The organism is Flexivirga sp. YIM B11880, assembly GCF_058148645.1.
The window spans coordinates 25,322-38,519 of the sequence record NZ_JBMAMH010000004.1 but is presented as its reverse complement, the minus strand read 5'-3'; the positions used below and the strand labels follow the sequence as shown (position 1 = coordinate 38,519).

General features: G+C 67.4%; 14 protein-coding genes. 3 read left to right on the top strand and 11 right to left on the bottom strand.

Annotated elements, in window-relative coordinates:
• The first annotated feature begins 20 nt into the window (after positions 1–20).
• Both ACN8HC_RS07770 and ACN8HC_RS07765 read left to right on the top strand, forming a co-directional pair.
• Positions 21–668, top strand: coding sequence for a hypothetical protein (locus tag ACN8HC_RS07770; protein ID WP_490074257.1), 648 nt, complete (start codon positions 21–23; stop codon positions 666–668).
• A gap of 170 nt (positions 669–838) precedes the next feature.
• Positions 839–1,036: a hypothetical protein gene (locus ACN8HC_RS07765; RefSeq protein WP_490074256.1), complete on the top strand. Its 198-nt coding sequence runs from the start codon at positions 839–841 to the stop codon at positions 1,034–1,036.
• On the opposite strand, the gene ACN8HC_RS07760 is transcribed toward ACN8HC_RS07765, so the two are convergent.
• The 11 genes from ACN8HC_RS07760 to ACN8HC_RS07710 form a co-directional block, all read right to left on the bottom strand.
• The gene (locus tag ACN8HC_RS07760; RefSeq protein ID WP_490074255.1) at positions 1,017–1,733 is read right to left on the bottom strand and encodes a GAF and ANTAR domain-containing protein; all 717 of its coding nucleotides are present in this window, start codon (positions 1,731–1,733) and stop codon (positions 1,017–1,019) included. The genes ACN8HC_RS07765 and ACN8HC_RS07760 overlap by 20 nt on opposite strands.
• A gap of 185 nt (positions 1,734–1,918) precedes the next feature.
• Positions 1,919–2,695, bottom strand: coding sequence for a phosphate ABC transporter ATP-binding protein PstB (gene pstB, locus ACN8HC_RS07755; RefSeq protein ID WP_490074254.1), 777 nt, complete (start codon positions 2,693–2,695; stop codon positions 1,919–1,921).
• A 24-nt stretch (positions 2,696–2,719) separates the two neighbouring features.
• Complete coding sequence (pstA, locus tag ACN8HC_RS07750) at positions 2,720–3,700, bottom strand: phosphate ABC transporter permease PstA (protein ID WP_490074253.1); 981 nt, start codon at positions 3,698–3,700, stop codon at positions 2,720–2,722.
• A 25-nt stretch (positions 3,701–3,725) separates the two neighbouring features.
• The gene (pstC, locus tag ACN8HC_RS07745; RefSeq protein ID WP_490074252.1) at positions 3,726–4,679 is read right to left on the bottom strand and encodes a phosphate ABC transporter permease subunit PstC; all 954 of its coding nucleotides are present in this window, start codon (positions 4,677–4,679) and stop codon (positions 3,726–3,728) included.
• A 57-nt stretch (positions 4,680–4,736) separates the two neighbouring features.
• Positions 4,737–5,873 (bottom strand): phosphate ABC transporter substrate-binding protein PstS, encoded by a 1,137-nt coding sequence (gene pstS, locus ACN8HC_RS07740; protein ID WP_490074251.1) that lies wholly within the window; start codon positions 5,871–5,873, stop codon positions 4,737–4,739.
• Between the two features lie 136 nt (positions 5,874–6,009).
• Entirely contained in the window at positions 6,010–6,954 is a 945-nt protein-coding gene (locus ACN8HC_RS07735; RefSeq protein WP_490074250.1) for an NUDIX hydrolase, read from the bottom strand.
• A complete protein-coding gene (locus tag ACN8HC_RS07730; RefSeq protein ID WP_490074249.1) occupies positions 6,951–9,215 on the bottom strand; it encodes an RNA degradosome polyphosphate kinase in 2,265 nt (754 codons plus the stop codon). The genes ACN8HC_RS07735 and ACN8HC_RS07730 overlap by 4 nt, the downstream gene beginning before the upstream one ends.
• 166 nt (positions 9,216–9,381) lie before the next feature.
• Complete coding sequence (locus tag ACN8HC_RS07725; protein ID WP_490074248.1) at positions 9,382–9,681, bottom strand: sigma factor; 300 nt, start codon at positions 9,679–9,681, stop codon at positions 9,382–9,384.
• Positions 9,682–10,118: 437 nt separating this feature from the next.
• Positions 10,119–10,853, bottom strand: coding sequence for a class F sortase (locus ACN8HC_RS07720; protein ID WP_490074247.1), 735 nt, complete (start codon positions 10,851–10,853; stop codon positions 10,119–10,121).
• A 21-nt stretch (positions 10,854–10,874) separates the two neighbouring features.
• Positions 10,875–11,735 carry a GVDTG sorting domain-containing protein gene (locus ACN8HC_RS07715; protein ID WP_490074246.1) on the bottom strand — a complete coding sequence of 287 codons (861 nt, stop codon included), beginning with the start codon at positions 11,733–11,735 and terminating at the stop codon, positions 10,875–10,877.
• Positions 11,736–11,915: 180 nt separating this feature from the next.
• Positions 11,916–12,518: a hypothetical protein gene (locus ACN8HC_RS07710; protein WP_490074245.1), complete on the bottom strand. Its 603-nt coding sequence runs from the start codon at positions 12,516–12,518 to the stop codon at positions 11,916–11,918.
• Between the two features lie 134 nt (positions 12,519–12,652).
• Between ACN8HC_RS07710 and ACN8HC_RS07705 the strand changes: the two genes are divergently transcribed.
• Positions 12,653–13,072 carry a hypothetical protein gene (locus ACN8HC_RS07705; RefSeq protein ID WP_490074244.1) on the top strand — a complete coding sequence of 140 codons (420 nt, stop codon included), beginning with the start codon at positions 12,653–12,655 and terminating at the stop codon, positions 13,070–13,072.
• Positions 13,073–13,198 lie beyond the last annotated feature (126 nt).

The window sequence follows — 13,198 nt, the reverse complement described above, 5'->3', positions numbered from 1 at the left end:
CGAGCGAGAGAGGGAGCGTGATGGTGAACCCCAGCAACGGCGATCGGCGACCGCGGCGTCCGGCGATGTTCAGCCCCGGCGCGCTCGACGCGCACGCATCCGGCGGGGTCGATCCGGCCGAGGTCTCCGAGATTGCGCACGAGTCGGCGGCCGTCCTGGTCGGGACCGGCCGTGCCACGCACGATCCCGACGTGACGCGCCGCTTGGTGCGGCTGGTCGACGAGCTCGGTATGGCAACCGTCGCGCAGCTCTGGGCCGCGCAGCCTCCGGTCAGTCTGCCGGGTGCGCTCTGGCGGCTCTACGCCATCCACGAGTCGGTGCGGCGCGACGCCGTCGGCGCGGCCATCGATTACGACCTGGGACGGCACCACGCGGACGTGCAGCACGCGGTGGCGGGCGCGGCGGAGCCGCCGTCACCGGACGCGTTGCGGGGGCTGGTCGACGCGATCCTGACAGGTGTCTTCGACGGTGACCTGGCGGTGGCGCTGGAGCGGGCGGCGGCGTTCTGCCGGGTGACGTCGATCGGGCGCGCGCATCGTGCCGACGACCACGACGGGTATGACGAGCCGAGTGCGAGCGCAGCCACTCGCAGCGCCGGGGCGCTGCTCGGCACCGCACAGGACCTGGAGCGCGCAGCATCCGCCTGGCGGGCGGGCACCCTGACGTAGGTTCGCGCAGTGCTGACCTGAGGAGTTGGTGCGCCGGACCGGGAGCGCCTCACGGCGCACGGCCGCTCGTAGCGGCTTATTTTGGGACCCGGGGCTGCCGCGGCCCGGCGCACCATGAAGCCTAACGGCATCCGGGCGGGGGTTTGTTCCCGTCCACAGGCTCCGGACCGATGAACGCACAGACTGCGCGATGTTCCCGGGCGTCGTCGCGCGCCCGGTCCCGCGACCGGCGGGCGCGGCCGGTCCAGTCGCAACTCGTGCAGCAGCCGAAGGCGAAACTGCCGTGCTCTCTGGTCGGCGAGCTGTCCTGGACGGCGTCCGCCATACCGCAATCCATTCGCGAGGCGGTCAGGTGCCGGACCGTGTGACGTTCCTGGCCCGGGCCGGGAGCTGGCGCGTGGCGACCAGCTGTTCGGCGACCAGCCGGAGTTTGACGTTGTGGTCCTGGGAATAGCGGCGGAGCACCTCGAAGGCCTGCTCGGTGGTGAGGCCGTAGCGCTCCATCAGGATGCCCTGTGCCTGGCCGATGATCTTCCGGGCATCGAGTGCGGTGTTGAGCTGCGCATCGCGGAGCGACGTGGCCAGGGCGACTGCGGCGTGCACCGCGAAGATGTTGGCGTAGGCCAGGTCGTCGCTGGTGAACGTGGTGGGCTCGGTCCAGTAGAGGTTCAGCGCCCCGAGGCGGCGGCCGGTCTCGGTGGCGCTGAGCTCGGCGGCCAGCACCGCCCCGATGCCGAGGGCGACGGCCCGCGGTCCCCACTCGGGCCAGCGGTGATCTGCGGCGAGGTTTTGGCTGGCCAGGGTGACACCCTCCCAAGCGGCGTCGTGACACGGGCCCTCGTGCAGTTCGTACTGCAGCAGATCGGCCTTCACGACGAGCTCGTCGGACGGCGCCATCGTCTCCAGCCGCCCACCACTACGGATCAACGTGATGCCGCCGTATGACGCGCCGAGCGCGACGAGGGCCTGGTCGACGACCTGGTCGGCCGTCTGCTGCACGTTGCCGGCGTTGGTGAGGGCCTGCGCGAGCTCGGCGAATTCCTGCGCATCTCGTTCTGCCGTCACAACCCCTCCCACACCCCGAGACACGAAAGATATCGACGCAATGACGACGGTGCACGTGTCAGTCATCGCACTCCAGGGTACGCGCATGCCCAAGCGAGGTGGTTGCCCCGGGACAATCCCCCCGTCAGAGCCGGCCGGTCGAGCCCAGTGCTGGCCGGCTCGCCTCTCTGAGGTGCACTTCGGGCTCAGCCGAAGCGGCCGGAGATGTAGTCCTCGGTGGCCTTTTTGCCCGGGTTGTTGAAAATTTGCTGGGTGTCGTCCATCTCGATGAGATTGCCCGGCTTGCCGGTGGCCTCGAGGTTGAAGAACGCCGTCTTGTCCGACACCCGGGCCGCCTGCTGCATGTTGTGAGTGACGATGACGATGGTGAACTGCTCCTTGAGCGTGGTGATCAGGTCCTCGATCGCGAGGGTGGAGATCGGGTCGAGCGCCGAGCAGGGCTCGTCCATCAACAGCACCTGCGGCTCGGCCGCGATCGCTCGGGCGATACACAACCGCTGCTGCTGGCCACCGGACAGGCCGGCGCCCGGCTTGTGCAGACGGTCCTTGACCTCGTTCCACAGGTTGGCGCCGACCAGTGACTGCTCGACCTTCTGATCGAGCAGCTTCTTGTTCCTGACGCCGTTCAGCCGGAGCCCGGCAACCACGTTGTCGCGAATCGACATGGTGGGAAAGGGATTCGGTCGCTGGAACACCATGCCGACGGTGCGTCGGACGGCGACCGGGTCGACGGTGGGCGCGTAGAGGTCCTCGTCGTCGAGCCGGACCTGACCCTCCACGCGGCCGCCCGGCGTGACCTCGTGCATCCGGTTGAGGGTGCGCAGGAAGGTCGACTTGCCACATCCGGAGGGGCCGATGAACGCGGTCACCGACCGCGGTTCGACCGTCATCGTGACACCCTCGACGGCCTTGAAGTCGCCGTAGAAGACGTTCAGGTCCTTGACGTCGATTCGCTTACCCATGAATTGTTTTCCTCGATTGCGGGGTCAGCGCTTGACCCTGGTCAGCCGGGCGATCAGTCGCCCGATCAGGTTGATCACCAGCACGAGCAGGATCAGGGTGCAGGCTGCTCCCCAGACGCGGTCTGCGCTCACCTGATCACCGCTCATGTTGGCGAAGTTGCCGTTGATCATCGTCGGCAGCGCGGCCATGATCCCGGAGAAGGAGTTCTGGTTGAGGTATGGCGTGTAGGACGCGAGCAGCAGCAACGGCGCGGTTTCCCCGGCCACCCGGGCGAAGCCGAGCAGTGAGCCGGTGATGATGCCGGACATCGACGTCGGCAGCACGACCTTGACGATCGTCTTCCACTTCGGCACGCCCAATGCGTATGACGCCTCACGTAACTCGGTCGGCACCAGCTTCAGCATCTCCTCGGTCGACCGGGTCACCACGGGGACCATCAGCAGGACCAGCGCGAGGGAGGAGCACAGCGGGATCAGCTTCCAGTGGAAGACGGTCACCCATGCGGTGTAGACGAAGAGCGCCGCGACGATGGACGGCACACCCGAGAGGATGTCGACCATGAAACTCACCGCGCGTGCGACGCGGGTGGCGCCATACTCCACGAGATAGATCGCGGTCATGATGGCGACCGGGATGGCGATGACCGAGGTCCACAACGCGACCAGCAGCGTGCCGACGATCGCGTGCCGCGCGCCGCGTACGTTGTGGTCGAAACCCGGTGCGCCAACACCGGATTGGTCCTTCTGCCACCAGGTGATGTTCAGGATGGGATGCAGTCCCTTGGACAGCACCGACCACATGATCCACACCAGCGGGATGAGCGCGACCGCGAAGGCACCCCAGATCAGCACCGTCGCGAAAGTGTTCTTCAGCGCGCGGGCACCCGACTTGCCGTGGTCGATGCCCCCGAGATCGCCCCCACCCCACGACGTTTCTCCCGCGCTGCGCTCCTCCGAATACTTCGTGGGGACCGCGGGTTCAAGTGCCGTCTTCTCCGCACTCACTGTTCTGCCTCGCCTCGGTCGCGGCTCATTCGGAGAATGCCTTTCTGCGCTCGATCACGATCCGCGCTCCCGCGTTGACAACGAAGGTCAGCACGAAGAGCACCAGACCGGCCGCGATGTAGGAGCCGGTGCCGACACCCGGGGTGAACTCCGCGACATCGCCGGCGATCTTGGCCGCGAAGGTGGTGCCGCCACCGAAGATCGACCAGGACCACGGTGCGCCGTCCGGCAGGGACGACAGGATGAACATCACCGCGATCGTCTCGCCGAGCGCCCGGCCCAGACCGAGCATGGTGGCGCTGATGATGCCGGGCCGGCCGAACGGCAGCACGGCAGTGCGGATCATCTCCCACTTCGTGGCACCGAGCGCCAGCGCCGCCTCCTGATGGGACCGTGGCGCCTGCGAGAACACTTCTCGCGTCAGGGCGGTGATGATCGGCAGGATCATGATGGCCAGCACGATGCCGACGGTGAAGATCGTCGTGCCGCCGCTGACCGAGCTGACCCTCCCGAAGAGCGGGATCCACCCGAGCGTCCCGGACACCGCGTCCTGCACCGGCACCAGCTTCGGCGCCAGCACGGTGAATCCCCACACCCCGAAGATGATCGACGGCACCGCGGCGAGCAGGTCGATCAGCGTCGCAGCTGTCCCGGCCAGCCACCGCGGCGCGTAGTGCGTGAGGAAGAGCGCGATCGCCACGGAGAACGGCACCGCGATGACCACCGCGATCACCGATGACACCACTGTCGTCCACAGCATCTGCAGGATGCCGAACTGGGCCGGCTTGTCGTTCGGAGCCCAGTCCGTCGAGGTCAGGAAGTTGACATGGTCCTGAGCGATCGCCGGAAGTGCTTCAGCGAGAAGGAAGACCGCGATCAGCACCACCGAAACGATGACCGTCCAGCCGGCTGCGGCGGCGCTGCCGCCGAAGAGCAGGTCACCCAGCCGTCGCGTCTTCGCCGCTTCGGAGTCTGTCACTTCGATCGAGTTCAATTCATCGCCTCACTGTGACCCGTCTGCACGGGTCGTGGTGTCTCAGCTGATCGAGTCGATCGATGCCAGGACCTTCTGCTGGATCGGTGCAGGCAGCGGAGCCGCACCCACTTGGGTCAGCTGCTGCTGGAACTCCGAGGAGGCCATGTAGGACAGGAACGCCTTGACGTTGTTGGCCTTCGTGGCGTCGGCATACTTCGAGCAGACGACCTCGTAGGTGACCAGGACGATCGGGTAGGCGCCCGCGGTCTTGGTCCGGTAGTCGATCTTCAGCGACAGGTCCTTGCCGGTGCCGATGATCTTCGCCGACTCCACCGCCTTGCCAGCCGAATCCGCGGTCAGCGCAACGCCGTTCAGGCTCGCCATGTTGAGCTTGTTCTGGATGGCGTAACCCCACTCGATGTAGCCGATGCCACCGTCGGTCGACTTCACGGCGGAGGCGACGCCGGCGGTCTTGGCCTTGCCCTGGCCGACCGAGCCCTTCCAGCTCTTGTCGTGTGCTTGCGGCCAGTCGGCCGGGTCGACCGTGTTCATGTAGTTGGTGAAGTTGTCGGTCGTGCCCGAGGAGTCGGAGCGGAAGAAGACCGAGATCTTCGTGCTCGGCAGGTTGACGCCCTTGTTGGCGGCCTTGATGGCGGGGTCGTTCCATGCGGTGATCTTGCCGGCGAAGATCTTGGCGATCAGCTGCGGCGTGAGGTTCAGCTTGTCGACACCCTTGACGTTGAACGCGACCGCGATCGGGCCGGTCACCATCGGGATGTCCAGGGCGGTCGAGCCGCACGCGGCCTTGGCCTTGGCCGGCTCGCCCTTGGCGGGGTTGAGCGCCGAGTCGGAGCCGGCGAAGTCGATCTGCTTGGCGATGAACTTGGTGATGCCGGCACCGGACCCGGTGCCGTTGTAGGAGATCTTGGCGCCGTTGCACTTGCTCTGGTAGCTGGAGATGGCCTGCGTGATCGCGTTCTGCTGGGCGGTCGAACCCTCGGCCGAGAGGCTGCCGGTGAAGCAGGTCTGGCCCCCGGCGCCCGAGGCCGAGCCGGTCGACGAATCCGCTGAGCTGCTGGTGCCGCCGCCCGCGGCCGAGTTCGTGGCGTCGGTGTTGGACGCGCTGCCGCACGCCGTGAGGGCGAGTGCGGTCACGACGGCGAGACCGGTGGCGCTTCCAATACGCGAGATCTTCAAGAGATGTGCCTTTCACGAATCTGCTTGGCGACCGGTCAGATCGACCGGTCGTGCCAGACCGTAGGCAGCGTGGATGACGTGCGGTCATTACCGCGGTGAACTTCGGGTGAACGCCCCGGGACGGCTTGGTGGGACCTCAGGCAGGTGTATGACGCTCGACGCTCATCACCTGAGCGTCGGCGCCGCGGCCGGCCACCTGGCACACCAGCGCCTCGCCCTTGGCCATGCCGCCGTCGATCGCGTCACTCAGGGATGCATAGGCGGGCGAGCTCGGGCTGGTGAGCTTGCGGAGCCGCTCCAGTACGGTCGGCAGCACCGGGCGGTGTGTGCAGAGGGCGGACGGCTCGCCGCGTTCGACCAGCCGGTCCAGGTTGCGGGCGGCCTTGTCGGGGCGCTCGTCGAAGGTCTCCTCCGACAGTCCGGACTTCGTCTTCAACGCGATGCCGGCGGCGGCGGCATACGGCTGGACGGTGGTGAAACAGCGGACCGACGGTGAGGTGATGACCCGCTGGATGCCGTAGGCGGCGAGGATCGGCACCAGCGCCTTGGCCTGCTCGCGCCCGGAGCGGTCCAACGGCCGCTGCGGGTCGGCCTTGGACCACTTCGAGCGGCCGACCGAGTCGGCGTGCCGCACGACGACGAGCGGCCAGGTCTGCAGGGTGCCGGCGCGGTCGGCCTCGACGACGGCCTGCAACTGCAAGGCGTCCCGCAGGTAGGTGAACCGCACCTGCGCCTGCGCGGGCGTGAGCCAGGCGAGCTCGTCGATCTCGTGCTCCAGGTCGCCGCTGCCGCTCATCACCTCGGCCGCCCAGTAGCGGATCTCCTTGAGCCGGCCGTGTTGCATCGAGTAGACCGACCGGGGGAGCGGTATGCCGAGCCGCGGCCGGAAGCCGGTCTCTTCCAAGACTTCTCGCGCGGCCGCCGCAGCCCACGTCTCCCCGGGGTCGAGCTTGCCCTTGGGCCAGGACCAGTCGTCGTACTTCGGCCGATGCACCAGGGCGACCTGCAACTGGTCGTCCACGCGGCGCCAGAGCACGGCACCTGCGGCCGGGACGGTGCCGGTGTCGGTGCGGGTCGTCACCGGCGGCGCGCCTTCCGCTTGCGCTTGGCGTAGGTGACCACGAGGTCGGCCTGCAGGTCGCGCAGCGGTTGGCCGTCGGCGTCCAGGTGGTGGCGTTCCCAACGGGCGTCGCCGTGCAGGTGCCAGGAGGAGGTGTCGTCCGACATACCCTCGTCCAGCAGTGCAGCGAGCGTCGCGATGTGCTTGGGATCGGTGATCCGCACCAGCGCCTCGACGCGGCGGTCGAGGTTGCGGTGCATCATGTCGGCGCTGCCGATGTAGACGACGTCCTCCTCGCCTTCGACGACGAAGCGGAAGACGCGCGAGTGCTCCAGGAAACGGCCCAGGATGGAGCGGACCCGGATGTTCTCCGACAAGCCTTCGACGCCCGGGCGCAGGGCGCAGATGCCGCGTACCCAGATGTCGACCTGTACACCGGCCATCGAGGCGCGGTAGCAGGCGTCGATGATCTCCTCGTCGACCATCGAGTTGACCTTGATCTGCACCCGCGCCTGCTTGCCCTCGCGGGCGGCCTCGGTCACCCGCTTGATCTGGTCGAGCAGGCCCGAGCGCACCGACCGCGGCGCGACGAGCAGCCGCTTGAACTTACTGCGCGGTGCCATCCCGGACAGCTGGTTGAAGAGCCGGGACAGGTCCTCGCCGACCTCGTGGTCGCAGGTGAGCAAACCCAGGTCCTCATAGAGGCGAGCGGTTTTCGGGTTGTAGTTGCCGGTGCCGACATGGGAGTAGCGGCGCATTTCGCCGTTCTCCTCGCTCACCACGAGGCACAACTTGGCGTGGGTCTTGAGTCCGACCATGCCGTAGACGACGTGCACACCGGCGCGCTCCAGCTTGCGGGCCCAGGTGATGTTGTTCTCCTCGTCGAAGCGCGCCTTGATCTCCACCACGGCCAGCACCTGCTTGCCGGCCTCGGCGGCGTCGATCAGCGAGTCGATGATCGGCGAGTCGCCGCTGGTGCGGTAGAGCGTCTGCTTGATCGCGAGCACGTGCGGGTCGTTGGCGGCCTGCTCGATGAAGGCCTGCACCGAGGTGGAGAACGAGTCGTAGGGGTGGTGCAGGAGTATGTCGCCGGACCGCATGGCCGACATCACGTCCGACTGGGCGGAGCGCTCGACCGGTGCCAGGTCCGGGTGCGGTTTGGCAAGGAACGGCGGCCAGCGCAACTCCGAACGGTCAAGATCGGCGAGGATGTTCAGCCCACGCAGGTCCAGCGGCTCGGGCAGCCGGTAGACCTCGTCGTCCCGGACGCCGAGCTCACGGACGAGCAGGTCCATGACGTGGTCGTCCATGTCGTCGGCGACCTCGAGCCGCACCGGCGGCCCGAAGCGGCGTCGGGTGAGTTCTTTTTCCAGTGCCGTCAAAAGGTTTTCGGCGTCGTCCTCCTCGACCTCGAGGTCTTCGTTGCGGGTGACGCGGAAGGTGAAGTGCTCGCGGACCTCCATGCCCGGGAAGAGATATTGCAGGTGCTCGGCCATCACGTCCTCGATCGCGACGAAGCGAGCGTCATACAGCTTGTCCTCGTCCTCGCCCGGGGGCAGCGGCAACAGCCGGGAGAGCAGCGGCGGCACCTTGACCCGCGCGAAGTGCTCGCGTCCGGTCTTGGGGTTGATCAGCACGACCGCCAGGTTGAGCGAGAGCCCGGAGATGTAGGGGAAGGGGTGCGCGGGGTCGACGGCCAGCGGCGTCAGCACCGGGTAAATGCGGTCGCGGAAGAGCTTGTTGAGGTAAGCGCGGTCGGCCTCCGTCCACTCGTCGGGCCGCACGATGCGGATGCCGACGTCGGCCAGCGCCGGACGGACGTGCCGCTGGAACATCTTGGCGTGCACCGCCATCAGCTCGTGCGCCGCGTTGCTGATCTCGTCGAGGACCTCGCGGGGCTCGAGCCCGGAGGCAGAGCGAACCGCGAGCCCCGTCGCGATGCGTCGCTTGAGGCCGGCGACGCGGACCATGAAGAACTCGTCCAGGTTGCTCGCGAAGATGGCGAGGAAGCGGGTGCGCTCCAGCAGCGGCACCAGCGGGTCGCCGGCCAGTTGCAGCACCCGCTCGTTGAACTGCAGCCAGGAGATCTCCCGGTCCAGGAAGCGGTCGGGCGGCAGCTCGGCCGACGCGTCGGCGAGCTCGGGCGCGACCCGGATGAACTGCCCGTTCGAGCCACGAGCCCGCTGGGCGGCCCGCGTCTGCAGGCGCACCAGTGACGCGTCGCTGGCGGCGGTCTGAGTCGCCGGGTCGTCCGCAGTGCTCAGGAGGGGCTCGGATTCCATGTCCCTATGGTTGCAAACAACGCAGGCGACCGCGTCGCTAACGCCGGCCGAGTAGCTGGTCGCTCAGCTGTGACGGCTGGAGACCAGGTGCGCGTAGACGACGATGTTGTCCAGGTAATGCCCGGTGGCGCGACCGGACGCGCCGATGCAAGAGATCAGCGGATTGTCACGATGCGGCGTTTTCTTGCGCCAACGTATCAAGGCACGAGCGCACGGCAAGGGATCGCTCCTGCCACTCCCGTGGTGGCCGTACCGCCCATCCATGGTCGCGAAAATATCGCTTCAATTCTCCGCTGATGGTCGGCACGGCGAAGGCCAGGAATCCGTGCCCGCGGCCCGGGTTGTAACGCCGCACTGCTTGCACGAGACCCAGCAACGCGACCTGTTCCAGGTCCTGTTGTTCCGGGCCGCGGTGGCTGTACCGGTGAGCGATCGAGGTGGCCAATCCCAGGTGATCGAGAACCACCTGGTGACGGAGCCGGACGGCGGCGCCGCGGCTGGCGTGTTGTGCTTTACGGAGCAGTTCTTCAGCACTCGAGCTGTGCTCCGCTGACCTGCTGGTTGCTGACTGAGGCGGCATGGTCCTGCTTCCCGTAAGGAATTCGGACCGACCACCGTCTTGAGCCGGGAACGATGTTCTCAGGCTGACACCTGTCCCCAGTGGTGGCAAATGAGCGAAATCGTCAGGAGCGCCGAATTTCGCTCCCTCCCAACATCATTCACCCATCTCTATGAGATTGCTGGGAAAGCAGAAGGCGCGTGTTCCTGGAGCTTCGGTTCTGGATCTTCCTGACGCGCAGATGGGTCAAGCAGGCCGCGAGACCCATCATGCGATGTGACGCACGCCCGGGCACTCGAAGGGATACGGAGCCCGAAACTGCAGTGCTCAGAGGTGCTCCTGTATTAGCCGTGGTGGCTGGAGACCAGGTGCGCGTAGACGACGATGTTGTCCAGGTAATGCCCGGTCGCGCGATCGAACGTGCCGATGCAGGAGATCAGCCGGAGACCGGCGTGATTGATGTTGCCGTAGACGTGCGCGGTCGGGAAGCTGGCCTTCGGATATTCCTCCAGGCTGTCCACGCGGAAGACCGCGACGGTGTGGTCGGCCAGGGTGACCTGCACCTGATCGCCCGCCCGTAGCTGACCGAGCCGGAAGAAGACCGACTGCGCGTCCTTGGTGGCGTCGGTGTGGCCGACGATCACCGAAGGCCCGAGCTGCCCCGGTGCGGGCGATCCGGTGTACCAGCCCGGTGGCGCACCGGGCGTGGGTGGCGGGACCGCGATCGCTCCGTGGGAGTCGGTACCCAACGCGGCCAGGTGCGCGTCGTGAATGCCGATCGCGGGAATGCTGAGGAACGTGGGCACGGACCGGGGCAACACCGGGCCGACCACGGCGGGCGACGAGGGGGCCGCCGAGGGCGGTTTCGTGGTCTTGCCCGCGGGAGCGGCGTGGCCGGATCCGGCCGGCGCCGGCAGGTTTCCTTCGGCGGAGAGGTGCGCCGCCGAGGCCGGCGGGGTCGCGGCGTGCACCTGGCTCCGGATGCCGACGACGACCAGCACGATCGCGGCGATCACGAACAGGCCGGCCACCACGGCCGCCGAGCGGCGACCGTGGTGACCGGGTCCGGAGTTACGCATACGCAGCAGTGGGCGCCGCGCTCAGTGCTGCTTGCCGAACCGGCGACGCACCGTCAGGACGGCACCGGCACCGAGCAGCAGTCCGCCGGCTCCGTAGAACAGGCCCTGGTTCTGCAGACCGGAGGTGCCGCCACCGCCGGTCTGCACCCCACCGGACGGCATGGTGCTCATCTGGGACTTCTCCAGCGTGCCGCACAACGCAGGGGCGGTGCCGATGAGCGCCAGCTTCTTGCTCGCACCCGGCAGGGTGACGCCGAGGGAGTTCGGGGTGGTCAGGGACGCCTTGGGGGCGTTCGCCGGATTCAGTCCGTGCACGACGATGACTGCCTTGCCGTTCTTGATCGCCGACAGCGTCGCCTGGTTGATGGTGAACGTCCGCTTGTAGGTGAAGCTCGCGCCACCGGGTGCCTTGGTGACGTCGGTCGCGGTGGAGGCGTCGGTGGCTCCCTTCGTCGACAAGGTGGTGCCGATCTTGCCGTATGCCGGCTGGCCCTCCACGGTGCTGATGACGCCGTCGCCGTTGGTGTCCGCCGACTTCGTCGGGCACATGCCGCCGCCGTCGATGTGGATGTGCTGGACGTGCGGGAACGGTGCCCCGGCGAATGCGGTCGGGATCCCGAGCGCGTCCAGCGTCTTCTTGTCGGTCGGCAGCTTGTCGGCCAAGCCGGACACGGTCTCGGTCACCGTGGCCTGGTCACCGGTGATCGAGATCATGAAGTGACCCGAGGCCGCACCGGACGGGGTGTTAAGTGCGACCGCCTGGAGATTCGCCATGTAATTCCAGCTGTCCGCAGCGTGCGCGGCCGGTGCCCCCACACCCAGGGCAGCGACGCAGGCCGCTGCTGGGACGGCTGCGAGGAACAGCTTGTTCTTCGTCTGCATGATTGCTTCCTTCTCCATCGGATGTCGATAGGGCGAGCGCTCCACCGACTGGTTGGGACGTACGGAACGGCACAGGCCGTCGAGCCAACGAACGCCAGTAGTTCGATGCGGGCGCCGGATCGGATGGGACGAATTTCCCGGAACTCGATCGGCTCGCCGATGTGCTGGTCGCCCGGAGCCTCAGTGGCCGTTCCAGCAGCCGAGGACGACTGCTGCGATGTTGTAGGCGTAACCGGCGCGGCGGGCGTAGAGCCGGGACTGCGGCGACAGCCCGGATGTGTCGACGCGCATGGTGTCGTTGTCCTTCTGCAGCACGACGACGCCGCCCGCCGTGCCGAACGCGCCCGCGTTCAGCCCGACGAGTGTCTTCTCCCCGGCGACGGTCGACCGCTGCTGAGCGGTGTAGGCGGTCGCCGCCGGAGCGCTCGCCGACTCATGCACGGTCAGGACGATCGACCCGGCCGGCAGTCGGTAGGTGCAGGTGTACGTCCTGTTCCGCCAGCTCGACACCGGTTTCGGCTCCGGCGCGACCGAGAGCACCGTCGTGATGTTGTCCCGCGTCTCGTCGGTGCAGATCATCTTCGCCGCCTCCGACGGACCGGACGGGACGACGGTGTGTGCGGTCGCCGAGCTCGTCGGCTTCGGCGAGCGCGTGGATCCGGTCGCGGATGTCACCGGGTGCGGACGTGAGGATGCCGGTGCCATGCTCGCGCGCGCGGAGCAACCGGCAAGCGGCACCGCTGTGACAGCGAGCAGGACCGCGCCGATCTTCTTGATCCTCATAAGGCACATCCACTCTCGAGTTGGTGAGAGCTGTTCGTTGCCGAGCCGTGTTCGGATGTGCCCATCCGGCCCGGGAGTGGTGACGAATCCCCTGACACGATGTGGTCGCCGTTTCACCCTCCCGAGGAGTTGTCATGCTCGAGCGTGTCCTGGGTCCGTCGCTGGATTCTCGTTTCCGGCCGCTGATCGTTCTCGCGGCGGTGGTCGCGGCGGTGGCGCACCTTCCGGTCATCAAGCCGCATCTGTCCGAAGCGCCTTATATGGGAGCGCTTTTCATCGTGCTGACCGTCGGCTGTCTGGCTCTGGCTGCGACCCTGACGTTCCACGACGGGATAGTGGTCTACGCGTTGTCGATCGTCACCTGCGGGCTCGCGGTTATCGGGTATGCCGCAACCCGTGTGGTCGCGTTCCCGATGCTGGCCGACGACGTCGGCAACTGGCTGGAACCGCTCGGCGTCGTCTCGATCGCGTCCGAGCTCATCGTCGTGGCCGGTGCCTGCCTGGCCATCCGCACCAGCAGGGGAGTGCACGCGAGCACATCGCAGCTCGCCTGAGCCGATCCACTCATCCGAGCGGTTGCCTCGCCAGATAGCCGGTGGCCGAGGCAGCACGTAGGGGCGCGCAAGGCGCGGAATTCGGCAGGATACTGCTCGCCTTTCGCAGCCTTGCAATAAACGTCC